This window comes from Neoactinobaculum massilliense (assembly GCF_900604955.1).
GTDB lineage: Bacteria > Actinomycetota > Actinomycetes > Actinomycetales > Actinomycetaceae > Neoactinobaculum > Neoactinobaculum massilliense.
Window position 1 is genome coordinate 1,374,561 of record NZ_UWPE01000001.1, and the last position, 24,748, is coordinate 1,399,308.

The 24,748-nt window shown below is 64.0% G+C and carries 21 protein-coding genes, 1 tRNA gene and 1 riboswitch; of the genes, 11 read left to right on the forward strand and 11 right to left on the reverse strand.

What is annotated here, in order from left to right:
- Positions 1–10 precede the first annotated feature (10 nt).
- Entirely contained in the window at positions 11–1,510 is a 1,500-nt protein-coding gene (locus tag EIH27_RS05925; protein WP_124039970.1) for a DUF7059 domain-containing protein, read from the reverse strand.
- Positions 1,511–1,763: 253 nt separating this feature from the next.
- Here EIH27_RS05925 and EIH27_RS05930 point away from each other — a divergent pair, with 253 nt between their 5' ends.
- On the forward strand, positions 1,764–4,208 hold the full coding sequence (locus EIH27_RS05930; protein WP_124039971.1) for a DEAD/DEAH box helicase: 2,445 nt from the start codon (positions 1,764–1,766) through the stop codon (positions 4,206–4,208).
- Between the two features lie 39 nt (positions 4,209–4,247).
- On the opposite strand, the gene EIH27_RS05935 is transcribed toward EIH27_RS05930, so the two are convergent.
- From EIH27_RS05935 to EIH27_RS05965, 7 genes are all read right to left on the reverse strand, one after another.
- Positions 4,248–4,625: an Rv3654c family TadE-like protein gene (locus tag EIH27_RS05935; protein ID WP_124039972.1), complete on the reverse strand. Its 378-nt coding sequence runs from the start codon at positions 4,623–4,625 to the stop codon at positions 4,248–4,250.
- Between the two features lie 2 nt (positions 4,626–4,627).
- On the reverse strand, positions 4,628–4,987 hold the full coding sequence (locus tag EIH27_RS05940; RefSeq protein WP_124039973.1) for a TadE family type IV pilus minor pilin: 360 nt from the start codon (positions 4,985–4,987) through the stop codon (positions 4,628–4,630).
- A gap of 54 nt (positions 4,988–5,041) precedes the next feature.
- Positions 5,042–5,224 (reverse strand): DUF4244 domain-containing protein, encoded by a 183-nt coding sequence (locus EIH27_RS05945; protein ID WP_124039974.1) that lies wholly within the window; start codon positions 5,222–5,224, stop codon positions 5,042–5,044.
- Positions 5,225–5,703: 479 nt separating this feature from the next.
- Positions 5,704–6,234: a type II secretion system F family protein gene (locus EIH27_RS05950; protein WP_124039975.1), complete on the reverse strand. Its 531-nt coding sequence runs from the start codon at positions 6,232–6,234 to the stop codon at positions 5,704–5,706.
- Positions 6,235–6,236: 2 nt separating this feature from the next.
- Positions 6,237–6,965: a type II secretion system F family protein gene (locus tag EIH27_RS05955; RefSeq protein WP_124039976.1), complete on the reverse strand. Its 729-nt coding sequence runs from the start codon at positions 6,963–6,965 to the stop codon at positions 6,237–6,239.
- The gene (locus tag EIH27_RS05960; protein WP_124039977.1) at positions 6,953–8,212 is read right to left on the reverse strand and encodes a TadA family conjugal transfer-associated ATPase; all 1,260 of its coding nucleotides are present in this window, start codon (positions 8,210–8,212) and stop codon (positions 6,953–6,955) included. The genes EIH27_RS05955 and EIH27_RS05960 overlap by 13 nt, the downstream gene beginning before the upstream one ends.
- 119 nt (positions 8,213–8,331) lie before the next feature.
- Complete coding sequence (locus tag EIH27_RS05965) at positions 8,332–9,309, reverse strand: CpaE-like family protein (RefSeq protein WP_124039978.1); 978 nt, start codon at positions 9,307–9,309, stop codon at positions 8,332–8,334.
- Between the two features lie 409 nt (positions 9,310–9,718).
- Here EIH27_RS05965 and EIH27_RS05970 point away from each other — a divergent pair, with 409 nt between their 5' ends.
- From EIH27_RS05970 to EIH27_RS05990, 5 genes are all read left to right on the forward strand, one after another.
- Positions 9,719–11,086, forward strand: coding sequence for a hypothetical protein (locus EIH27_RS05970; RefSeq protein ID WP_124039979.1), 1,368 nt, complete (start codon positions 9,719–9,721; stop codon positions 11,084–11,086).
- Positions 11,083–11,991 (forward strand): alpha/beta fold hydrolase, encoded by a 909-nt coding sequence (locus EIH27_RS05975; protein WP_124039980.1) that lies wholly within the window; start codon positions 11,083–11,085, stop codon positions 11,989–11,991. The genes EIH27_RS05970 and EIH27_RS05975 overlap by 4 nt, the downstream gene beginning before the upstream one ends.
- A gap of 175 nt (positions 11,992–12,166) precedes the next feature.
- Entirely contained in the window at positions 12,167–12,844 is a 678-nt protein-coding gene (locus EIH27_RS05980) for a Crp/Fnr family transcriptional regulator (protein WP_124039981.1), read from the forward strand.
- A gap of 264 nt (positions 12,845–13,108) precedes the next feature.
- A complete protein-coding gene (locus EIH27_RS05985; protein ID WP_124039982.1) occupies positions 13,109–14,425 on the forward strand; it encodes a thioester domain-containing protein in 1,317 nt (438 codons plus the stop codon).
- 591 nt (positions 14,426–15,016) lie between these two features.
- Positions 15,017–15,280 (forward strand): hypothetical protein, encoded by a 264-nt coding sequence (locus tag EIH27_RS05990; RefSeq protein ID WP_124039983.1) that lies wholly within the window; start codon positions 15,017–15,019, stop codon positions 15,278–15,280.
- 400 nt (positions 15,281–15,680) lie between these two features.
- Here EIH27_RS05990 and EIH27_RS05995 read toward each other — a convergent pair.
- Positions 15,681–15,754 (reverse strand) — tRNA-Pro (locus EIH27_RS05995).
- Positions 15,755–16,044: 290 nt separating this feature from the next.
- A riboswitch (TPP riboswitch) is annotated at positions 16,045–16,138 on the forward strand.
- Between EIH27_RS05995 and EIH27_RS06000 the strand changes: the two genes are divergently transcribed.
- The 4 genes from EIH27_RS06000 (at position 16,129) to EIH27_RS06015 (ending at position 20,610) form a co-directional block, all read left to right on the forward strand.
- Positions 16,129–17,688: a bifunctional hydroxymethylpyrimidine kinase/phosphomethylpyrimidine kinase gene (locus EIH27_RS06000; protein WP_124039984.1), complete on the forward strand. Its 1,560-nt coding sequence runs from the start codon at positions 16,129–16,131 to the stop codon at positions 17,686–17,688. Its footprint overlaps the riboswitch before it by 10 nt.
- Positions 17,689–17,855: 167 nt before the next feature.
- Complete coding sequence (locus tag EIH27_RS06005; RefSeq protein WP_241152985.1) at positions 17,856–19,190, forward strand: MFS transporter; 1,335 nt, start codon at positions 17,856–17,858, stop codon at positions 19,188–19,190.
- 23 nt (positions 19,191–19,213) lie between these two features.
- Positions 19,214–19,975: a hydroxyethylthiazole kinase gene (gene thiM, locus EIH27_RS06010; protein ID WP_124039986.1), complete on the forward strand. Its 762-nt coding sequence runs from the start codon at positions 19,214–19,216 to the stop codon at positions 19,973–19,975.
- A complete protein-coding gene (locus EIH27_RS06015) occupies positions 19,972–20,610 on the forward strand; it encodes a thiamine phosphate synthase (RefSeq protein WP_124039987.1) in 639 nt (212 codons plus the stop codon). Before thiM ends, EIH27_RS06015 begins: the two co-directional genes overlap by 4 nt.
- 8 nt (positions 20,611–20,618) lie before the next feature.
- Here EIH27_RS06015 and EIH27_RS06020 read toward each other — a convergent pair whose 3' ends face one another.
- Positions 20,619–21,785 carry a metallophosphoesterase gene (locus EIH27_RS06020; RefSeq protein ID WP_206424893.1) on the reverse strand — a complete coding sequence of 389 codons (1,167 nt, stop codon included), beginning with the start codon at positions 21,783–21,785 and terminating at the stop codon, positions 20,619–20,621.
- Positions 21,785–24,079, reverse strand: coding sequence for a transglycosylase domain-containing protein (locus EIH27_RS06025; protein ID WP_124039988.1), 2,295 nt, complete (start codon positions 24,077–24,079; stop codon positions 21,785–21,787). The genes EIH27_RS06020 and EIH27_RS06025 overlap by 1 nt, the downstream gene beginning before the upstream one ends.
- 259 nt (positions 24,080–24,338) lie before the next feature.
- Here EIH27_RS06025 and EIH27_RS06030 point away from each other — a divergent pair, with 259 nt between their 5' ends.
- Complete coding sequence (locus EIH27_RS06030; RefSeq protein WP_241152986.1) at positions 24,339–24,692, forward strand: WhiB family transcriptional regulator; 354 nt, start codon at positions 24,339–24,341, stop codon at positions 24,690–24,692.
- Positions 24,693–24,748: the final 56 nt, after the last annotated feature.

A 24,748-nucleotide genomic window follows, 5' to 3' on the forward strand; every position in this document is an offset into this window, starting at 1 on the left:
ACTTTTGCCTCTATTCACGCGCATTTTCGCTCGCCTCCACCACGATGCCGCGCGCCAGCGCCTCCCGAAATCCCGGCATGATATCCGCCGATATTGCCGCCGGTTCTTCCTCGAGGATCGAGGCCAATCCACCAATCAGTTCTCCGAGCGTCAATTCGCCATCGCACGCACCAATCAGCGCCGCGAGATTGGAGTTTACGGGCAAGGAACGCTGGAAACCTGCCGTTTGTGTGAGGGCAATCTGGAACGGGTCCGGCACGCCCGGCATGTGCACCCGCTGCTCAAGGGCACCATGCTGAGTGAACACGCGCGCCTCCAGGGCGGCGTTATCCAATTCCCTATAGTGAAGCCCTTTCCATGCGGTATCCACGAACTCCCTGAGCGCACCAGTCACCGGTTCTGTGATCTGCTCTGTTCTTATTACAGGCGCACCGGCAGCCAGCCCCATCACCAGATACCCCAGTGAAATGGAGGCCACACCACGCCGCTCAAAGTCCGCCAGCCACGCGGAGTAGGCCGTTTCATAACCAGCTGAATGCGGTGTAAGGCCACCATCGCGCAGCCACATTTCTGCGTACCGAGCCGGCGAGATCTCGTCGCGCCCAATAATCCACGCATCCAGGCCTAGATCAGCGAGCCAGGCACGCGGCCGCTCGTCCCATGCCTCGCCTTCGCGAACCTCCCAGTTGCCCAGCACATACGCCCTGCCACCCGGCGCCAAATGCGCTGGCAGCGAACGCAACAGTGTGACAAATAGTTCGTCACCCTCCATCCCTCCATCCCGGTATTCGAGGAGACCATCGGCACGGAGCGCCTGTGGCGTGATAACAAATGGCGGATTGGACACGATGGTGTCAAACTTCTCCGCACCAGCCAGCCCTTCGACGGGCGCGAAAAGCGAACCGCCCCGTAAATCCACCTCCACCCCGTTGAGCGCCGCATTGAGCGAAGCGAACCGGAGCGCGCGCGTGGATATATCGGTACCGACGACGTTGTGGCCCGCGCGAGCGGCACGTAACGCGAGCGCACCGTTTCCGGTACCCACGTCCAGTACCCTGCCGCGGTATGTCACCAAACGGGCAAGTGTGCGCGTGGCACCTCCCACCGGCATGACATACTGGGAGTTCGGCACCTTTCCAGCCAGTTCCCCGAGATCCGAGGCGAGTAGTAGTCCATCTTCCTGCGCAACAATCTGGAATCGAGCACTAATTCCGGCGTGCGTACGAACAAGCAGCACATCACGCGCATGAGTGTCAGCCATAGTTGCCGGCAAAGCCGCCGAGGCGTCCTTATCCGTCAGCGCCTCCCCCAGCCTGAGTAGACGAATCTGTGCGGCCAACGGGCAGGATGCCGCGCGGCAACGTAGCAACGCAGGCACCCTCTGCTCCCGCGCCATGGCAGCGACGGCTTCCTCGCCCAGGAATTCCGCAACCGTTTCGGCGGAATAGCCGGCCAAATCCTGACGCAGCGCCCGTGCCAATGCGGCAATCATGGCTGTTTCCTCGTTCATAACGTCAGAGTATCCCCACCCACCGACAGCACTTTTGCAGGCTTAACGCCTGTGGATGGCGTTTACGCGCGCCGCGCGGTGGACACGCGGGAAGAATTGGGATCCATCAGACTGTCCGTCGTGACCTCACCTACGTGAGCGAACGGCGTCGAAAAAGCGGTCCGTTCTTACTACCGGACCACCTTGACGCGTTCCTTGCGTACGCACCTTGTCGGACCCGCAGGCTACATTCAAAGCAGTAGAAAGGAGAGCCATGAGCCTCGTTGATGCCATTCGGGAATTAGCCGAGCCGGGTCAAATCACGGGAGAAATCTATGTGCCCGCGCGGCCATCTCAGCATGCCGCCTGGCCCGCGTGGGTGCCCATCCAGGTTCTCCAGGCACTGCAAGCAGCGGGAATCAACCGCCCGTGGACACATCAGGTGTTGGCGGCGGATTCTATTCACGCCGGCCGGCACACGGTGCTGGCGTCGGGCACGGGCTCTGGCAAATCGCTCGCCGCCTGGGTACCTATACTTTCCCAGCTCGTGGCCGCGCATCGCCCTATCCGGTCACTGGCAGAGGTGGCGTTCCGGCCCACCGCGCTATATCTGGCACCCACGAAGGCCTTGGCCGCGGATCAGCTAGCGTCCCTTACCGCGCTTGCGAAGAGCGTGGATTCCACCATCAATGTGGCCACGGCCGATGGTGACACAGAGGGGCCGATACGAACTTTTGCCCAGGATTACGCGGATATTGTGCTTACTAATCCGGACTTTGTCCACCACGCGCTGCTTCCTCGCCATGCGCGCTGGCACCGCCTCCTCCGCGGGCTCACGCTGGTAGTGGTTGATGAGTTTCATTCCTACCGGGGCATGTTTGGCGGGCACGTAGCGCATGTGGTGCGCAGGATTTTACGGCTGGCCCAGCACTACGGTGCCCACCCCGCGGTTCTTTTTCTTTCAGCCACAGCGGCAGATCCGGCCGCTACAGCCGAGCGTTTTCTTGGCCCGGCATTTGGAAACGTCACCGCCGTTGAGGAGGACGGTTCTCCGCGCGGCGCACAAACCATATTGCTGTGGCAGTGTAAGAAAATTGATCCGGCGGAGCAGTTTCACCCCGCACCCACCGGCTCGCTCCATACCGCATCAGCCCTTGAAACGGCACATTCCGCGGATGCGGAGAACACGCCGGCCGGAGCTACGAGCAATGCCCGCCGCGCCGCAAACACAGAAGCTGGCATCCTCACCGCAGAGTTGGTGGCACACGGGGCGCGGTGTCTTACCTTCGTTCGCTCACGTCCGGGTACGGAGCGGGTGGCAGAAGTAGCCCGGCAATACTTATCCGAGCACGTGCCCGGACTAGACCACGCCGTAGCGGCCTATCGGGGCGGTTATCTGCCCGAGGAGCGGCGTGAACTGGAGGGCTCCCTTCGCTCCGGCGCACTCCGCGCACTGGCCACAACGAACGCTCTTGAGCTCGGGATTGATATTTCTGGGCTCGACGCCGTGGTGGTCACCGGCTGGCCCGGCACCCGCGCAAGTTTTGATCAGCAGGTGGGCCGCGCGGGGCGTGCGGGGAAGGAAGGACTCGGCATATTCATTGGCCGCGATAATCCGCTGGACCAGTACATGATCACCCACCCGGACCAGGTTGCGGGCGGCGAGGCGGAAGCCAATGTTTTTGACCCCATGAATCCCCATGTGCTCGGTCCAGAAATCTGTGCCGCGGCAGCCGAACTGCCCCTCACCGAAGCGGATTGTGCGGTGTTCGGCCTTAATGATGCGGCGCTGTTTAACACACTTACCAAAGAGGGGCTCCTGCGCCGCCGTCCCACCGGATGGTTCTGGAACACGGGCCTAGGAGCAAGCGCGCACAGCGTCGTCGACCTCCGGGGTGAGGGCACCACCGTATCTATCGTGGAAAGCGAATCCGGTACCGTGCTGGGCACCGTTGATTCGGCCCGAGCGGACACCACAGTATTTCCGGGCGCCGTGTATATCCATCAGGGCGCACCATTCGAAGTTGATTCTCTTCTGGACGACGTCGCTATGGTCCACCCCGTCAAGGACGAGTTGCGAACGTTTGCGCGCGAGGAGTCCAGTGTGGAGATTGAGCGGGTTACCGAAGAACTGGATACCGGTATCGGCGTGTGGGCCAAAGGTGAGGTGGTGGTGACCAGCCGTGTGGTGGGCTATGACGTGCGGCGTGCGCGAGACGGGGTGTACCTCGGCTTCGTGCCACTAGACATGCCTGTGCGGGAACTTCATACACAGGGCACCTGGTGGACAATCAACCAGGCAGCCATCACGGAGGCGGACGTCACTACAGATGATCTGGCCGGCGCACTCCACGCGGCCGAGCATGCATCAATTGGCCTGCTTCCACTATTTGCCACAGCTGACCGGTGGGATATTGGCGGGCTCTCCACGGTGGCCCACCCGGACACCGGGCGGGCCACCGTTATCGTCCATGATTCGATGACGGGCGGAAACGGGGCTGCCTACCGAGGATTTGATGTGGGGCTCGAATGGATGCGAGCCACGCTGGGGCTATTGGATACGTGCCCGTGCCTGGATGGGTGTCCACGCTGCGTGCAATCGCCGAAATGCGGCAATAATAACCACCCGCTCTCCAAGGCGGGAGCGCGCCGAATTCTGCGGCGTCTTATCGAGGCAATGGCCACGGTTCCCAAACTGGCCGCACACGGCAACGGCTAGCCAGGCCGCCGCGGCGCCTCGCCTAACAACGATTGCGGGCTACTCCTCCACCGGCCCCGCGGTGGCATCGGCGCGTATTCGAATGCCCAGAAGTGAGTCCACGCTCACGGTTATTGTTAGCCTTTCCCGATCCGCCTCGCATGATTCCACCCTCGCTCCATTTGCGAGTGCGGAGGCTTCAGCGCGGGTACAGGCGGCCTGCACACCCAGATGATCATTGATCAGCACGTCAGCGCCCTGAAGCGCTGCGATATCCGCCGCCGCTCGAGCAACACCGCGATCCGCGTATCCTCTGCCTATTCCCAATCCCGCGGCCAGCGCCACCGCGATGAGGACGCAGACGGCAGCTACCCACACCGTGGCGCTGCCGCACTCCGCCCACCGCTCGTGGCCACGCCGCGTTCCTCCCATTGTCATGGTTACTCCCCGGGCTCTCGTAGCACAGAGGCGGACGCGGATAGATTCAGGCCGAGGGCGCCGGCGGGGCCGGAGGCACGCTGCACGGCTGTCACCGTCAGTAAATCGGCCGATCGGTGTACTTCTATATTCGCATCACCGCGAGCGCGAAGGATGGCCACGCTTTCGCTCTCACCGCGAGCCAACTCCACAGCCACCGTGCGGGCAGTATCCTGAACGCCAAGGTATTCGCGGGCTGCCTGCATTAATCCGAGCGCCAATGCCAGTACCACGGCCAGGGCGGCCAGGCCCAGAGCCATTTCCACGGTGACCATGCCGGCTTCCGTCTGGCGGCGCAGCCGCCGGCTTTTGGCAGGACTCATTTTTCCTCCACGGTATTGGGGTGGGGCGCACGATTGCGCACCCACCCCGGCCCATTAGATCTTGAAAATGGAGCGGAACAGGTTGGCGAATAGTTCCCGGAACCAGTCCTGATTGGCCAGCCAGAGGATGATGCCGGCAATGCCGGAGGCGCCTACCGTACCCACCGCATATTCCGCGGTGGTCATGCCGGCTTCCGGGTTCTCGAAACCGTCCATAACGAGGTTGTTGGTATTCATGATGTTTCCTTTCTTGAGGTTGCCTTCCTTGTGGAAGGTGACTTCAGCATCGCAGGAACGCGGTGATTACCGCGGCACAGCGCCATTTCCTGTGGAGTGAGGGAGCGTCTGGCAACCTGTGCACATCTGGCGAAAGGTGTGCTGGTGCTATCGCCCGCGCCGAGGAGTGGGGAAACGGGCTCCGTGATTATGCACCACAGTGCTGCCGCCCGCGGCTAGGGGTGCCATTACATAGGGCTGACGGACCAACGATCTACGCTGTCGCCCGCGGCTAGGGGTGCCATACCTGCAATTCGCTGGCCGCCCGAGTATTACTGCCACCTGTATCTAGACGGCGCGCGACCATTAATCCCGATATCCACCGCTGCTCACTACAGGCACGATTGGGCGCGGGGAGGTTACGGGAGTTTTTGCCAGCTGCTTACGCCACGTCATCTGCACCTCATGTCCCAGCCTGGCGGACGGCGTCGTTATGCGTACTACCCGAGCAGTCCCGCTCCAAGTGACACCACGATCGGTACCACGCCCAGCACCACGAAAGCCGGCAGGAAACAGAGCCCCAACGGTAATGCGAGCTGGACTCCCAGTTCACCGGCTCGCTCGCGGGCGCGTCGAGTGGCTGTAGCACGGAGTGTGGCGGCGGTGCGTTCCAGTAACGGCACGGGTGCGGACCCGTCCTCCCAGGCGGGTTGCAGCGCATCAGCGGCAGGCCGGAACCGCTGGTCTACGTGCGCCCATGCGTCCTCCCAGGAGGCGCCGTACACCAGCAGCCGTCCGGTCACATCCAGGCCGGCAGGCTCACGTTCTTCCCCGAGCGCCCACTCCACCGCGCTGAGCGCTGATGGAATGGACATGCCCGAGCGCAAGGCCGCAGCCAGAAGATCGCAGATGGTCGCCGGATCCACGTCCGCAAGTGGTTCAGGAGCCCGCCTGGGGGCAACAACGCGCACCACCGCGCTCGGCGTGAACGCGAACGCACCGACCAGGACCGCGAGTAACACTACAAGCACCGCTATGACTCCTTCTCAGCACGGCGAATAGTGCGCCGCGTCCAGGCCACCCCCACGGCCTCCAGTCCCAGTCCCGCTATCAGACACACCGCGCCCAGCACGCTTCCCGCAAAAAATTCGAGGGGATTGCCACCCAGCGCACCGGCAAGCGCAAAGCCAAGGATTGGCAGCAGGGAGAGTACCTGGACGGTGGATTTGGGGCCGGAAAATGCGATTTTGCGTTCACCGGCGGCGTCGATGGCACCGGTGATACCCGCGGCACAGGTTTCTAAGATTTCTGCAGCTGGTGCGCCGGAGTGATGCGTAAGCCGGCACACGGCTACGGCCGCCGGCACGCCTAGTCGCAGTCCGGCCTGCTTGCGGCCACGTCGGGTCCATAGGCGTCGGATGGCTCGCGGCACGCCGACGCTATCCAGTTCCGCACCACCGTCCCCATCCAGACCCGACCGCGAGATGGTAGAGAACCACGCGTGGTCCAGAGTGGATCCGGAGCGTAGCCGGGTGGCCGTTTCTGCCACCAGCACGCCAATGTCCGGGTTGTGCCGACGCCGCCTGCCCTGTTTCCCCGCTGCCGCCAGCAGGTTCCGGGTGCGCTGCTGCCCGGAACTGGCAACGAGCCACGGTAGTTTCCGGCGGACGTGTAGTTCGGTCCGCTTTGACCGACGTCGTACTCCCCGGCGAGGCATGTACGCGAAGGCGACTACCGCCACCGCGAGCGCTAAGAACCCCACCGGGCACCTCCTAGTCCGAGGCGATCTGCCAACGTAGGCCAGGATTTACCGAGTACGACGCCGCCGGCGAACGGGACGCCATGGAGACCAGTGTGCGCCGGTGTGGCATGTTCGCGTGCTGTGCTGTTCTGTGGTTCGTGTCGTTTATCGCAGGAGTGCAGGGAGCCGGTGCGCTGACGCATGCTGAGTGCGGGGATAGCCACGAGTTCCCCGCCACGGCGTTCTAGGGTGGCGATTTGGGAGATTTCGCGGCCGTGGGATGTGCGGCGTAGGTGGATAACGGCGTCGAGGGCTGATGCGGCCTGCGCGGCTACCACCGCTTCACCCATTCCGGCGAGGGCGCCCAGCGCGACGAGGCGCGAAGGCACGTCCGTGGCGGAATTTGCGTGGATCGTGGCCCAGCCGCCTTCATGGCCGGTGTTGAGGGCGGAAAGCACCTCACGTACCTCGGGGCCGCGACATTCGCCGAGGACGATGCGGTCCGGCCTCATACGCATGGCCGCCTGTACGAGGGTGCTCATGGTGATTTCTCCGGCGCCCTGTACGTTGGCGCGCCGCACCTGAAGGTGAACGGCGTGGGGATGCCGAGGCCGGAGTTCCGCGGATTCTTCGATGATGAGGATACGTTCGTCGACTGGTATTTCCGCGAGGCAGGCGGCTAGCAGGGTGGTTTTCCCCGACCCCGTGGCGCCGGAGATCATGACGTTTGCGCGGCGGGTGATCATGGCGTCCACTACCGGGCGCAGCGCCGCGGGTACCATCCCGTTGTCCGTGAGCGCGTCAAGTGAGAAGGTGACGGCCCGCTGGGTGCGAAGTGAAATGAGTGGACCTTCCGCGGCGATGGGTGGGAGAACCGCGTGAAGGCGCAGGCCGCCCTCGAAGGTGCCGTCCACAATGGGTGAGGCGTCGTCCAGCCGCTGTCCCGCGGCTGCTGCCAATCGCACCGCGAGGGCTCGCACTTCTTCCTGATCCATGTGGTCCTGATCCATACGTTCCAGACCGGCGCCGCGATCCACCCAGATTCCATGGGTGCCGTTGATGAGAATGTCTGTGATGGTCTGATCGTCGAGAAGCGGCTGCAGGGTGGGGCCGAAAGCTCCTATCGCCCTGCGTACCTCTCGGCCGTGGCCCAGCAGGTCGCGAGCACTCACGGATTCAGGTGACATCTGCCCTACCACCTCGGCCAGTGATTCGCCGCGTGCTAGCCCAAGGCGTGCCGATCGCACCTGTTCACGTTCTAACCGCATTTCGTTTCACCTTTCACTCGACTGCCAGCGCATGCCCTCTCGCTGCCATGTCTATCCCCGTCACGGCGTATCCATCTCCGCGCAGAATCGTGTGTATCCCCGGCCGTTTTTAGCTCACCTCATGGCAACGCGTCTGCCACGGCTTTGTTCAGTGCGACGATGTCTTTACCGGTGGCTGACCGTGCTCGTTCACCAACGGTGACGCCGTGCTCCAGGTCCTGATCGAGGCCGCGCAGCCACCGCACGGGATACACGTGCTCTACGCCCAGGTCCTCGGCGAGCGCAGCCGCCGCGCCCGCTCCTTTCACTCGGCCGATCACCACCGTGGGAATATCACTGGGGAGGCGGGCGAGTGCTGCGGCGGCGGCACGCGAGTGGTGGTAAAACATTCCGCACACCAGTACCACGGCGTCACACCATGCCAGCCATCCGTTTTCCGCGGTTCCGGGCACGGTGGCGGCAGTGGGCAGGTCCAGGATGGTGCGCCCCGTGGCCTGTGATAGCGCGTCAATGGCACGCTCGGCCGCCTTTCCATCGGGAGGCACGCCGCCGCGTTTATCAGCCGAGAGTAGGTGTAATCCTTTTCTGTGCGGAAGTGCCTGGGAGAGCCGCCCGGGGATGAGCACGCCGGAATCCGCGCCGATATCCGCCCACCGGATGCCATCCTGCGTCTCCATTCCCAGGTAGTAGTCGATTCCCGCGGATGCTGGATCAAGGTCAATGAGTGCCACCGGATCGCTCTCCAGCCGTGCCATCCAGCATGCGATGGAGGAGGCGCCCACACCGCCCGACGTGCCCACCACACCCACGATGTCTCCGCGTGCCGTGGATCCCGCGGCCAGCACTAGCTCAAGGAGGTCCTCCGCCTGTTCGGGAAGGTTGATGAGCACGGTGCCTGTAGCGAAATAGGCTGCATAGGCCGGGTGGAAGCTGGCCCGCACGGCGATCCCGGAGGAACGCTCCTCCGTCAGTCGCAGCACGGCGTCGCCTCGGGAGGCCGGCGTGATGCCGGCGAGCTCAGTAATACGTAGTACCTCCCGGCGCACGGCTTCACTCTGAGCGGTGAGGCAAACGGGGACAAGGTTTCTGGTAGTCACACCTCAAGTGTTGAAGTATTCGAGTGACTCTCGCTTCGTCAGGATCCGGGTTGGGGATAAGTAGAACGCGCCGCGAACTGTGCACACACGGGGCACGGCCAAAGGAACCGCTGAAGCAGCGCTATCCCGGCAAACTATGCCCACACGGAGCAGTGGCAGATCGCCGATCTTCCGGCCGTATGCGTCCAACAGCCACGTGTACTCACCCGTCATCCAGAACCCCCCATCGCCCCCAATCGCCCGCCGCCCATCCTGTCCACCATCCCGAGGTGCCCCGCCATTCAGTCCCGCCCGCCGTGCAGAATCGCGCCACAAAATCACCTCCGCCCGAGGGGAAACACCCCACAGGAGGCGGCACGGCCGGCGTTTCTGCCGTAGTCTCAAGGGGTACCCAACGTGAGGAGGAATGGTGACTACTCCATCGGATCCGTACAACTCAATGAACCGCCGTCCCTTTGATGACGACGACATCCTCGAGCCACTGGACGAGGACGCGGACCGCAATGGCGCGCTTTACCGCGAGAGTTCCGATGACACCGCGGCGGCCCTAGCAAGCAACCAGGCGGCCGGGGGCGACGCGGAGACTTCCGCGCTAGGAGCCGATGCGCCCGCTTTGGAGCCGGAGGGACTCGACACCTCGGAGCCCGCGCCTGTCATTCCACCATTCTCCACAGCTACGGACGGTGAACCCGAGTCCGCGGCAGCAACACCTCAGGCCGATACTCCCGTAGCGGATTACGCCGCACCACGCAGTGATGATGCGGCACGCCCGACCACCCCGGATTTCGTCCATTCAGATGAGCCTGCGGCCGAAAGCTCTCAGGAGCCTACAAGTAGCACCGCCACAACCGGCGAATCCTCCGCTGAGCCAGCAGCCAATCCGGCCTCGCAGCAACCGAATGACTCCGCGCCGGTCAAGAGTCCGGACACCTCGGAGTCCGGACTGGAACCGAGTGCCTCGGACGCGGCCACCCCGGAAGCATCCGAGTCCGGTACCGAGGACACCCTCGATGAACCGCGTACCCGCGAATTCTCCTCACTAGGCGCCTACACCCGCTCCTTTGACGCGATCCCCCAGCAGGACGCCAACTCTGAACAGGACGCGTTGCAGCAGCTAGACGCCCTTCAACTGGACGCAACGGCGTCGAACGAAGAAACGATTCCCGCGCCGCAGGATGCCACGCGCCCCGGTTTCACACCGGTGCCCGAAACGCTCACGCAACCGTGGGCAGACAGCGAGGACGTCCCCGAAGCTCAGGCCCCGAAGGGTCGCGGTTGGACGCACACGTGGGTGCTCATCTGTACCATTCTGCTCACCCCGGTAGCCTGGTATGTGCTTTCGGACGCCACCATCCGACTGGGCGTGGTAGAAGGCAACCCGTGGGATACCGGCACACTGAATCTGGCGGCCATCGCCGAACTGGTGGGCGGCTTGGCGCTGTTCGCCGTGCTACTCATGTGGACGCGGCGCTCCTCCCTGGGCGCGCAGGTGACGGGCTGGATCCTGGCACTGGGCGGCCTGGCGGCGCTGGCGCTCCCCAAGATATTCAAATCCTGGATAGACGCACTGGATACCGCAATTTCTGGGTATAACCCACTCGCCGCAAACCTTGTGGGCCACCTGGGAGTTGACCTGTCCACAGGCCGAATCGTGATTCTGGGCGTGGTGCTACTCTTCACCGGACTCGCGGCGCACTCAGCCCGTCGGCGTGGCATGCGCCGGCAGAAGCAGGCGGCGGCTTTCAGCTCCTTTGAGGCGCGGCAGGCCGCCGAGTGACCACGGCAGAATCCTGGACGGCCGGGCCGTGGGAGCATCGTTTCCTCACGGCCAATGGGGCCCAGTTTCACGTGGCCCACGCGGGCGAACACTCCGCTACGCGCCCCCTGGTGATTCTGGCGCACACCTACCCGGAAACGTGGTGGGCCTGGCGGCACCAGATCAGCGCGCTGGCGGACGCTGGTTTTGAGGTGGCCGCACCCGATGCGCGCGGAGCAGGCGGCTCCGACAAAACACCGGGGCGCATTGACCTGGTAACACTCGCCGCGGACATGCCGGCGGTGGCCGAATCACTCGGCGCCTCCAGTTGTGTGATCGTCGGCGCCGGACTGGCGGGGGCCGTGGCGTGGGCCGCTGCCGGCATTGCCCCGCACATGGTGAAGGGCGTGCTCACGTTCGGGGCCCTCCATCCCGCCCAGTTTTTCCGGGCTGCCCAGCCCTGGAACCCGCAGCATCTGGTTAATGCGGCACGCGGCCTCACCTATCCGCGCCCTCGCTCACTGCGCACCCCCGAAGCCATGCACACCTTCCTCACCCGCTGGTCCGCCGCCGGGAACATGGGCGCGGCGAACGAGGCGGAAACCTATGCAGCGGCGCTGAGCGCCCCCGAGGCAGCCACCACGCTGTCCCGGCAGCAGCGTTGGGCGGAACGGTGCCTGACGCGCCCCTCCGGCGCACCGCTGCGCGCCATTATTACCACTCCCATTTCCCAGCCGGTGTGGGCCGTGCGCGGCATCGAGGATCCCACCAACCCGAAAGCCAATTGGCGCGCGGATAAACGCCGCACATCTAGCCGCTATCGCACGATGGAGGTATCGGGAGCGGGCCACTATATTGCTGAGGAACAGCCCGATGATGCCACCGCCATCATTGAAGAGTTTTTGGCCGCCCTCGCCCGTCGGTAGCGTTCCGTCGCTTTCACCGAGCCAAGCGGCCCCGCCGGACCGGAGCGGCCCACAGCACCCCGCCCAACCAGCCTGCCCGCGCCCCGAAACGCCGCAATATTCGGCAAAGTTGTCCATGTGATGGCAAAATGTGATCTGAACGGTACATGTGACATTAATTGAAAGAAGGACATCCATGGATTCAACCGTCCTGAAGTCTGTCCCCCTATTCCGCGATCTAGGTGCGGAAGATCTGGATGCGCTAGCCGCCATGATGCATCCCGTCATGCTCAAGCGGGGCGAGATTCTGTTCCACGAGGGTGATGAGGGCGACCGTCTGTACGTGGTGACAGAGGGCAAGGTGAAGCTTTCGCACAATTCTGATGATGGACGCGAGAACCTGCTTGCGGTGCTCGGCCCGGGCGAAATTATTGGCGAGCTGTCGCTGTTTGATCTGGGTGCCCGTTCTTCCACGGTGACGGCGATTTCGCCCACCACGCTGCTTTCGCTGTCCCACAAGGACATGAACGCGTTCCTGCGCACTCATCCGCAGCTGTCTATGTCCATGCTGCGTGAGCTCTCCAGGCGTCTGCGCAACACGAATGAGCAGTTGGCGGATCTGGTGTTCTCTGACGTGCCGGGCCGCGTGGCCAAGGCTTTGCTGGATCTGGCCAATCGCTTTGGCGAGCGCACGCCCGAAGGCATTTATGTGGCACACGATCTTACGCAGGAGGAGCTGGCTCACCTGGTGGGTGCCTCCCGTGAGACGGTCAACAAGTCACTGGCCGATTTCGGTCAGCGCGGGTGGATTCGCCTTGAGGGCCGTGCTGTGCTGCTGCTGGACGTGCCGCGTCTGCAGCGTCGCGCACACTAGGGCACAGGTTTTTGGTAGCTGGGGTGTGAACCCACCAGGTACCATTCACCGGCCAAGCGGGGAGCGGATTCGTTCCCCGCTTTTTGTATGCCCACATTCGACGCCGATTGCCCGCGCAGCCGCCGCCCGCGTTCCTTTGTTCTCCAGCGGTCCACAGCTCGCGAAACGTCGCTTCTATCCACAGGTCACGACGTCGTCGTCCCCCGTCTTCGCGCCCCTTCATAGCGTGGGTGCCGTCAGTTCTCCACGCATGAAAGGAACCCCATGACCTCCCGTTTCTCCCGCGCGCTAGCCCTGCTTGCCGCCGCGATCCTTGCCCTGGCGGCGCTGCTAGTACCCACGATGGCCCGTGCGGATCCGCCCTCCTCCGCCACACCGCCCACCGCACCCACGGCCGGTTCTGTCACGATTGCGCAGCCGGGCGAACCCGCCACTATTGGAGAGGTGGAGAGCGGATTTCGGGCAAAGGACACCACGGGTAAAACCCACTATCCGCAGTTGGTGAGTATCAGCGTTGGTCACTCCCGCGTATTCGGGTATTGCATCGAGAGCAGCGTTCTCATGGATGCCTCGCGCCCGGCCGTCGTGGCGGAATGGGACAGCTACCTGGGGAAGAACGCATTCGCTTCCTCGGCAAATGTGCGCAGCCGAGTCCTGTGGATTATTCTGCACTCCTACCCCACGGTGGATACCGGCAATGTCGCGAGCGCCGCCAGCATCTCCGGTCTCACCGCTCGGGAGGCGATCACCGCTACCCAGATGGCCGTGTGGCACCTGGTCGACGGGCTTGAGCTGGCGTCCATCACGAGCGCGTCGCCTACCGAGTCCGCGCGGATTAAGGCTCTCTACCGTTATCTCCTTGATGGTTCCGCCCACGCCGCACCCGATATCCCGGCCGCCGTCGGAATAGATATCGCCGGTGGTGAGGGCGCACCGGTTCCGGGTTTGGCTGGACCCTTCCTTCTCTCCGTCGACGACGACGCCGCGCTTACTGTTGAGGGGGCGCAGGTAGTGGATGCTTCCGGAGTTCCGGTTGAACTTTCGCCGGATACCGAGTTTTATGTGGCACCCGAGGAGACCGCGGAACACGGCACGCTCACCGTGACCGCTATCGTCCCCGATTCGCGGGCGGCCGGCGCCCTGGTGGTCACGCCGCTGGACGGTGATAGGCACGCGCAGACGTTCATGGTGGCCGGGCAGGAGCGAATCAGCCGGACGGGATCAACCACGGTGGAGTGGACACTCACGCCGGAGCCCACTCCGTCGGAAACACCGGAAGAGACACCGGTGGACACACCCTCCACAATTTCCACGAGTACCGAATGCGTGTCCGGGCCGGAATCCGCCAACGAATCTAAAGGCGCCGGTGGCTCCGAAGGACCCGAGGGCGAGCGGTGCGTGACAGCATCGCCTGAGCCGACCAGCCCAGTCACGGTAGCAACCACCCCACCGGTCGCTTCACCAAGCCCAAGCGCTCCGGCCGGGCTGGCGCACTCCGGTTTTTCTGGCACCATGCTCGCAATTGTGGCCGTGGTTCTGGGCGGTGCGGGATTCCTGCTCTATCGTCGCTCAAGGGTGTAAAGCTCCAGCAACTGCAGGAACCTAAAAAGAGGTGGCCAGGGATCCACGCTTCCCTGGCCACCCGCCGCGCCACGAGAATTATCCCGAGGGATACACGCGGCTATTCATTTATTGCGAGGAGGCAATCCATCATTCAACGGCCCGAGCCCACGCTCTCGGAATCCCGCTGACAAGAAATAGATAACCGCGCGTATCTGTAAGATCCACGGCACCCAGCTGGGAAATCTAAGGGACTCACGCCGGGCCAAGATGTACGAGGTAACTGGTCGCTTCTCAACTGGTCATGCCAAACTGTCAGCTACGCCTTATCCCAAGTTCCTCAGCTCGTAGCTTGAGACCACCGAGTACACCCTCGCGTTGACACGCTCACACCCTCGCCTAATCTCGTAGCCTGAAACCGCAGGCACATCCATCATTCACCATCATTTCCTTATGAAAATCCGCGCTAGCATCCTCTTTGCTATCCCATTGTTGGCATTTTCCGCCTGCTCACCCGAGGCGGCACCACAGCCAACACCATCCCCAACACCGACCACATCCACGTATCAAATGGCGGTGCACCACTGCGATTGGCCCCAAGGGGTCGAGGTTGTGGATGACGGCGCGGGCCTTCTCATCGACGGAGAATCCGATTCACAGAGTTTTCGGCACGAATCCGGTGACGAACCCGAAGCCGCTTCCATTGAGGACATCGCTTGCCTGCTGAGCAAACTTGATACGCCCGACACCGTTGCTTCCCGGATGGACTCGACGAGAGCTCTCGACGGAACACAGACCGCTACATGGGACGGCAACACGGCCACATGGACATACCACCCAGATAACGGTCTCGACATTGTCATTAGCCGCGACTAGACGGCCAGGCCGACGCGGATGGGAGTGACTCGACAATTACTTCCATCCGCTAGGCCGGCATCACGCCACTTGCGAGGTGGTTAGTGCCGTTCATGGGTGTATAGAGCACCATCCAAATGCACTAACGGCCTTTAAACCTTGCTGAGCAGGCTAACCAAGACTGTAAGCATGCACTTCGATCCGTTGCGTGGTAGTTAGTGCAGTTTGCAGGTGTATAAGACACCAGTCAAATACATCAAAGGTCTTTAAAGCGCCGGCAAGCCAGACAAGCAGCCAACAGCCAATCAGGCCCGCCGAACTGGGGTGGATCCGATTTCTATTCCCCCGCATTCCCCCAAACGGGGAAACAAGAAAACCCGCAGGCTACCTTTCGCTGGTATCCCGCGGGTTTGTTCTCCAGTCGGGGTAGCGGGATTTGAACCCACGACCTCTTCGTCCCGAACGAAGCGCGCTACCAAACTGCGCCATACCCCGGAGCAACCCGTACATTCTATCGGATCAATTCCAAATTCGGGAGTGGCGTGACGTACCTGGCACTAACAGGTATCACGCCGGGCGCTCCCTGCCACGAGGCGCACCCCAGCAGCATGCCGCGCACGCCGATCGTCGCTCAGCCACTTTCGTTCTGCGCCAGCTTCTGTCCCACACCCATCTATCGCCATACGCCGCCTTTCACCCGGCACCATCTTTCGTCCTGTACCCGCCTATCGCCCCGCACCCGCCCATCGTCCTGTACCGTCTCGGGGAACCAAGGTCTACAGTTGTCTGTGGACATGGGGTGCGCCACGGGGCGCTGAGATCACACCCATGGAACCTGCTCTAGTTCGTACTAGCGAAGGGACGTCCACATGAGCGACGCACATATTCCACGAGTCCTTTCCATCGCGGGCACTGACCCCAGCGGCGGTGCCGGCACGGCCGCTGACATGAAGGCCATTACCTCGGCGGGTGGATTCGGCATGACCGTCGTCACCAGCCTGGTGGCACAGAACACCACCGGCGTGCGCACCATTCACACGCCGCCCATTGATTTCCTCAAGCAGCAGCTCGCGGCCGTCAGTGACGACGTCGAACTGGACGCCGTCAAAACGGGCATGCTCGGAACCTCGGACATTATCAACACGGTCTCCGCCTGGATCAGCACACAAAAACCGGCCATCCTCGTGGTGGACCCGGTCATGGTGGCCTCCTCCGGTGACCGCCTCATTGACGCGGAAGCCGAAGAAGCCATGCGCCGCTTCTGCCGCCAGGCCACCGTCATCACCCCAAATCTCAACGAACTCGCGGTACTACTGGGCGAGGAACCGGCCACCACGGAGGCGGACGCCGTCGAACAGGGGAAACGATGGGCCGCCGCAAACGGCACCAGCATCGTGGTGAAAACCGGCCACCTTACGCACACCCGGTGGGCCAGCAATTTCTGGGTCACCCCCGGCGGCCAGGTATTCGAAGCCCGCACCGGCCGATGCTCCACAAAGAACACGCACGGCACGGGATGCTCGCTAGCCTCCGCGCTCACCGCGCGTCTGGCGGCCGGCAACAGTCCCGAGCAGGCGCTACGCTGGGCCACCAACTGGCTTCACGAAGCCATTGCCCATTCTGACGCGCTCCACGTGGGCCACGGACACGGCCCCGTGGACCACTCGCACCGCGCCCGTCGGCTCGCTCGCGCCGCCGACGCTCATCCATGGGTCCCCGCCGCAGCCGTCCCCACTCGCCTGGAGACGCCCGCGGACCTCCCGCAGGACGCCGCCGCCCCGCTCCCCCGCTCAGCCCAGCCGGCCGGACCGTGGACCACCGCACTTTGGCGTGCCGCATTCGCCACCTGGGACCGCGTGCGCAGTAACGATTTCGTGCGCGCACTCATCGCCGGAGACCTCGCCCGGGAGGCATTCGATTTCTATCTCGGCCAGGACGCCCTCTACCTCGTTGACTATTCGCGCGCACTCGCGAGCGTCGGGGCCAAGGCGCCCACAACGGCGTCGCAGATATTCTGGTACGAATGCGCCGCGGGCGGGCTCACCACCGAACGGCAACTTCACGAGGGCTGGCTCGGAGACCATATTCCCCGCGTGGAGGGCCCGGTCACGAACTACTACACCTCGTTCCTCCTCGCCTCCGCCGCCGAACCCTACGTGGTGGGTGCAGCCGCCGTGCTGCCGTGCGCCTGGCTGTATGCCGAAACCGGCGCGGAGGTGCCCTCGGTGGAGCCGGACCATCCTTACGCGGCATGGCTTGACCTCTATCATTCGGATGAATTTGTGGAACTCACGGCCACGGAGCTGGGGTACGTGGAGGAGGCCTTCGACGCCGCCACACCCACCGACCGCGCCCGGGCGGCACACGCCTTCCTGCAGGCGTGCCGCCACGAACTTGAGTTCTTCGATCAGGGGATGCGGCTGCTGTGAGAAAAACGCACCGTGCCACCGGCGCTCACTTACCTCGTCGGCTGCGGGATACGACCGCTATGCCCGCGTCCGCCCTCCCGCCCGCGGGCACTCTCCCTTCCGCAAGCCGCAGTACCCTCCCGCCCGCGGGCCAAAGCGCGCTGCGGGCCGGCGTCGTCGGAAACTTTGTGGACAACCTGCACATGTTTCTGCCGCTGACCGCCCTTGCCCCGGCGATTGCGGCGCTTGCCGGCCCGGGTGCGTCCGTCATGACGGGACCGGCCGTGGTCATTGCGATGATGCTGGGCCGGCCGCTCGGTGCACTGGTGTTCGGCCGGATCAGCGACCGACTGGGCCGCACGCGCGCCACCCGCGTAGCCATCATCGGGACGGCCTGCTGCGCGCTCCTCATCGCCGTCATCCCCACCTACCACCGCATTGGCGCGCTCGCGGTTTCGGCTGTGCTCCTTGCCCGTTTCCTCGGCGGAATTTTTATTGCCGGCGAATATTCGGCGGCTATCCCGCTGGCGATGGAGTGGTCACCCCCGCGGCGGCGCGGTTGGATGTCCGGCTTCATCCTCTCCATGGCGCCGTGGGCGCAGGGCACAATCGCGTTCGCCACCGCGGGCCTCCTCACGCTCATGGGGACGGATGCCTACGTCCGCTACGGCTGGCGGCTGCTCTTCCTTATCGGCATGGTCTGCTCGCTGGGCATGCTCACCTACTACACGCTCCATGTCTCGGATTCACCGGCTTTCCATCGCCGGAGTTGCCGCGCCTCCCGCACCGGCCTGTCCGCCCTTCTCACCGGTAGGCATGCCCCCATTTTTTGGCGGGCATTCACGCTCATGACCGGCCTGTGGCTCATGACCGACGTCACCGTACTGATCCTCCCCTCACGCCTGGTAACGGACACCGGCCTCACCCAATCCCAATCCGCTTTCACCATGGGCGTGGCGTCGGTGGCACAGGCGTTATTTATGGCTCTCACGGGTCATCTTTCCTCGCTTACCGGACGACGCCGGCTGCTGGTCGGGTGGGCGGTCCTTGCCGCAATCGCGAGCCCCGTCCTGTGGCTGGTGATCGTGCGCCCCCAGCAGGTGGGCCCGGCCGCGTGCCTGGCCGCCGCGCTCCAGGTGGTGAGCGTGGCCGCCTACGGCCCGATCGCCGCCTACCTCTCCGAGCTGTTCCCCACGGAGGTGCGCTCGCGCGGGTACGGCACGGCCTATTCGTTCTCGCTTGTCCTGCCCGCGCTCTATCCGTTCTACCTTGGCCCGCTTGAGTCCGCCGTCGGCCATCAGGGGGCGCCGCTACTGCTCCTCATTCTGGCCGCACTCCTGGTGGGGGTGGGCGCCGGGCTTGGTCCGCGCCTCAGCCGGGAGGACTGGGATTGCGATATCGACGACGTCGCTACGGCCGGTCGTGCGCCGTCCCGCCCCCACGATGAGACAGAAGTATGTGGTGCGGCAGCGAATACGGCCAAGCCGGGCACACCCACGGGTAGGACGGAGATGACGCGATGACGTAGTGCGACGTTGTTGAGCAGGTGCGCGCGCTTCAACCGCTCGTGCACTGCATTACGGCCACCGTGTCCATGAATATTGTGGCAAACGGACTGCTCGCGGCCGGGGCCCGCCCCATGATGACCGAAACAGCCAGCGATGCGCCCGCGATGGACAGCGCCGCGAGCGCGCTCCTTATCAATCTCGGGACGCTTTCCACCGACGGAACGGCCGGTATTCCACCCACCGTTGCGGCGGCGCGTGGGCGCGGCATTCCCTGGGTGCTGGATCCAGCCGCGATTGGACTTGGCCCCACCCGAACGGCCCTCGCCAAACGCCTGGTCACGCTCGCCCCGGCCGTGGTCCGAGCGAACGCCTCAGAGATCCTCTCGCTTGGAGGCCTTGCCCGGGGCGGGCGCGGGGCAGATTCCCTCGCGCGCCCGGAGGAAGCCGGAGAGGAGGCATCTCACCTCGCCCGCCTCTCCGGCACCGTGGTGGCCTGCTCGGGCCCGCGAGACCTCATCACGGATGGGCGCCATACGGCCGCGGTGGCGGGTGGCACGCCACTACTGACTCGGGTGACGGGAACGGGGTGTCTCCTCGGCGCCCTCACGGCGGCCTGCGTGAGTGTGGCGCCCGCGTTCGACGCCGCCGTCGCCGCCTCCATGTGGCTGAAACGCGCGGGCGAGCTCGCGGCCGCGCGAACGGGGAGGCCGGGGTCCTTCGGCGTCGCCCTTTACGATGCGCTGGATGAGGTAGGCGAAAACCCCGCCCGCTTCCCCGCGCCAGAACAGGAGGAATCATGATCGATTGGCGTTGCTACGTCATCACGCGCGGCAGTGGACCGGAGGTAGTGCGGGCGGCTGCCGACGCCGCGCAGGCCGGAGCCGGCGTGGTTCAGGTACGCGCAAAAGAACTGGGCACGCGTGATCTCATGGCGTTTGCCAATTCCGTTGCGCGTGCGGTCCACGCCGCGCACCCCACCACGCGCGTGGTGATCGATGATCGTGCCGACGTCGTGTTCGCCCTCCGCCGCGCGCACTCGCCCATCCACGGCGTTCACCTGGGACAGGACGACCTGCCCGCCGCGGATGCCCGCGCCATGTTGGGCCCGGACGCCATCATTGGGCTCACCACGGGCACACTGGAGCTGGTGCGGGGTGCCCAGGCCATCGCGGACACGATCGACTATGTGGGATGCGGCCCCTTCCGCCCCACCCCCACCAAGGATTCCGGCCGCCTGCCAATCGGTGTGGAGGGATACGGCCCGCTGGTAGGCGCCACTCGCCTGCCGCTTATCGCCATTGGGGATGTGGAGCCCGGGGATGTTCCCGCGCTCGCCGCCCAGGGCGTGGCCGGTGTGGCTATGGTGCGTGCCGTTATGCAGGCCGAGGATCCAGCGGCCGTGGTACGTGACGTGCTGGCCGGCTGGCACATGTAAGCGCGCCGCTACGCGGCCACCACGTTGAGCAGCACAGCCTCGGGGCGCCGATTAATGCGGATCGGTACGTACGGGGATGTGCCCAGGCCGGCGGATACGGTTACCGCCGCACTGCCCGGCCGGGTGGCCAGTCCGCCGTCGTAGCGAATGACATCCGCGCGCTCCCCCGCGGGCCACGCAAAGGTGCCGGAAGCAAACTGCCGCGGCAAATCCGAATTCGTGATAATCGCGCCGTATCCGGGGATACCAAGCTGACCGCCATGCGTGTGGCCGGCGAAGATAAGTTCGCAACCGTCTGCCGCCATCTCGTCTAGCACACGCACGTAGGGGGCGTGGGTCACGCCCACGCGAAGGTCCGCACCCGCGCGAATACCAATGCCGGCCTGGTTATCGCCGGCACGGCCCGTTTCACGTGAAACAGCCCCGCCGCAGGCATTCGCATGCTTACCGGCGGCGTCGGCCACGCGTTCGACTCCGCATGCATAGAGCCCCGGATAGGCGTCACGATCAATGTGCGGATCATCCACCCCAACGCAGTCGATGGTCCAGCCGGCCGCGTGTACGCGCCCCCGAGCATTGTTGAGGTTCAGCCACCCCAGGCCCTCCAGCAGCGCCGTCAGCTCCGCGGTGGGCAGCGTATCCTGCTGCGCCAACCGCCGCGCTCCCGGACGCGAATCGGACTTTAAGTAGTCAAACGGGTTGCGCGGTCGGGGCGCGAAATAGTCATTCGAGCCATACACGAACACACCCGGGGTACCCTCGAACGGCGCAAGCGTTCGCGCCAGAATGTCCAGCGCGTCCGGCGCCGCAATGAAATCACCCGTGGCCACAATGAGGTCCGGTTCCAGCCGCGCCAGCGACGCCGTCCACGCACTCCGACGCCGATTACGCGCCGTCAGATGCAAGTCCGACAGATGGAGTACGCGCAGCGGCTGGTGACCGGGGTAGCCCGCCTCGTCGCCGCCCGATTCCTTCCCTTTCGGCTGCTCTCCGGCACGTTGCGCCCGGCGCGGCCACTCCACCGCCACCGTACGCGACCGCAGTACATAGGCCTCCGCCTCCACCAGCCCCCAGGCCAGCGCTGCGCCACCCATGCACGCACCCGCACCCAGCAGCCGTGTAATACGCGCGGCCGCCCTACTACCGCTACCTAGCCTCGTCTCGGCGCGGCCCATTAATCCTTACCGCCACTGTTCGTGTTGCCGTTAGACGCACCATTATTCGCAGCATTGCTGTTCCCATTCGTGGTGGTCCCGGCAGTGGCCGCCCCGTTATTCGTGGTGGTGCCGGTGCCGCCCGACGTACCCGTGCCACCCGACGTTCCGGTATCACCCGTGGTACCAGTGGTGCCGGTGCCACGCGACGTCGTGCTACTACTGCTCCCCGTGAGGCTTCCCGTGCTGGGAGTGGGGAACGCCTCCGCGGGTTCGCCGCTCAACGCCTTCGTCATGTAATCGGAGAAGATCTTTGCCGGGAACAGGCCGCCGTACACCTCAGAGTAGCGCTGCCCCTGGATGACAGAGTTGAACATGGAGATGTTGCCCTCGGAGTGTCCCTGCCACACGGCGGTGGCCAGCTGCGGGGTGTAGCCGATGAACCAGGCGTGCCAATCATTGTTGGCCGTACCCGTCTTGCCCGCTACCTGCCGTCCGGATATGGCCGCGTTGGAACCGGTACCGCCGGATTCCACCACTTTCTCCAGCACCTGCGTGACCTGGCGTGCCACATCCGGCTCCAGTACCTGCTCGCAGGAGGAGGCGCGCTTGGTGAGTACCTTGCCGTTGGCATCCTCGATGGAGGTGTAGCTCTGCGGGTCGCAGCGGGTGCCGTCGTTGGCTAGCGTGGACACGCCCACGGCCATGGACAGCGGCGTCACGTTATTTGCGCCCAGGATCATAGCCGGCGAGTATGTCCACTCCTTACTATCCCCGCGCTGCACGCCCATCTTCTGGGCGCCGTTGATGATATTGCACAGGTCCAATTGCTGGGCCATATGGACCGCCATACCGTTGATGGACTTGCGGATGCCGTCCCATACCGGACGCATGCCACCCGGCTGGGTGAGGTTCGAATATGAATAGGTATCCGCCTCCTGCGGAGCGCACGAAATAGTCCAGGCGGATTTCGGAATGGTGGTGTTTGAGGAGTTCACCAGTTCCGAACCGGAATGCCCCTGTTTGATCCACTCCGTGAGCGTGTAGATCTTCCACGAAGATCCGGCCTGGAATCCCGCGCCGCCGCCCATGGACTGTCCCACATTAAAGTTCACCTGCGTCATGGTGGTGTCCGTGTCATTGGGCACGCCGTACTTGGTGTTCTGGGTCATCGCCTGGATGTAACCGGTGCCGGGCTGCACCGTGGAAAGCGCCACCTCAATACCGGAGGGATCCTCCACCGGCTGGTACTTGACGATCGAGTCATACGCATCCTGCTGCTTCTTCGGGTCCAGCGTGGAGTGGATCACCAGGCCGCCGCGGTAGAGCTGGTTGGTGCGATCCTCGCGGCTCTTTCCCCAGGAGTCATCGTTGAGCAGATCCTTCACCACGTATTCGCAGAAGTAGGCGGAAATACCGGCCGCCCCGCACCCTGCTGTTGCATTAGATACGTGCAGCGTGGACTCGACGGACGTGGCAATGCCCTGATCGCGCTGTTCCTTCGTGATGTAGCCATTGCGATACATCTCATTGAGCACCGTATTGCGCCGCTTGGTGTTGTTCTCCGGGTGCTTGACCGGATCCCACTTGGCCGGCGACTGCGTAATACCCGCGATGGTGGCCGCCTCAAGGTAGCTGAGATCCTTGGCGCTCTTGGAGAAGTAGTGCTGTGCGGCCGCCTCCACGCCGTATTCGGAGGGACCGAACTGAGCCAGATTGAGGTACCCGGTAAGAATTTCATCCTTCGTCATCGTTTTTTCGACGGCGAAGGCCAGCCGCGCCTCATTGATCTTGCGGCCGATTGTCTGCTCGGTTGCCTTCTGTACCAGCGCATCATCCCCGGTGATACGCCCCTGCTCCACCAGCGCATTTTTCACGTACTGCTGAGTGATGGTGGAGCCGCCGGACGTGCCACCGCCACCGGCAAGATTGGACAGCGCCGCCCCGAGTGTGCCCTGAACATCCAGCCCGTGGTGCTCATAGAAGCGCCGGTCCTCGATGGACACGGCGGCGTCCTTCATGTACTGCGAAATGTCACTCGATCCCACCACGATGCGGTTCTCCGCGAAGAACCGGGCAATCTCCGTACCGTCCGAGGCCAGCAGCACGGATTGTTGGGATGGCTCCGTAAAGCCCAGGCTGGAGGGAGCGTCCTGGAACACATCAACGGAATCGGCCAACGCCGTACCGGTGGTCATGGCGAACGGAAGCATGAGGCCAGCGGTGAGCGCGCCGCCACCGGCAATAGCCAGCACGAGGCTGAGGATCATCATCAGCAACTGCTTCTTGGTTGCGCGCTTCTCGGTACTCGACATACCTACCAGAATAGAGGTGAAGCCTGGGAAGCGAAGCCGACGTGCCGAGCCTCTCGAGATCTTATCGTTGCGCTACTCCCCTTTTACGACGACGCCGTGGTGCGTCCCGTTGTGGGCGGCGGTAGCGTGGGAGGAGAGGCGGTGAGCGTAGCAGGCAGCCGGCGATACTCCCAAAAACATGCCGCAAACCGGGACCTTTCCTTGGCTCAAGCCCGTTCTTGCGGGTAGCCTCAAAATATTATTAGGCAAAGGAGGGGCCGTGCAGAGGTTAGCAAATGGGCTGTCGCTCGATCGCGAGTGGACGGCTCGCGCCAAGTGCGCTCAAACAGATCCGGATGCCATGTTTGTGCGCGGCGCGGCCCAGAAACAGGCCCGAGAACTCTGCTTCCACTGCCCCGTGCGGCTCGAGTGCCTGGCCGACGCGCTCACCTCCAATATTGAATTCGGGGTGTGGGGCGGGTTTACCGAACGTGACCGGCACGCCATCCTGCGTAATTGCCCGCGTATCACCGACTGGGCCTCACACATTCAGGATCCAAACGATCCCATCGGAAACGCTCTGCGCGAAGGCCGCGTGCCCACCGCTTCCCCGCGCCGCTTCAGAAGGCGGTAGCGAGCACGTCGCTCCTACGCACCCTAAAACACGGTGACCTTAGGTACCGCGCAACC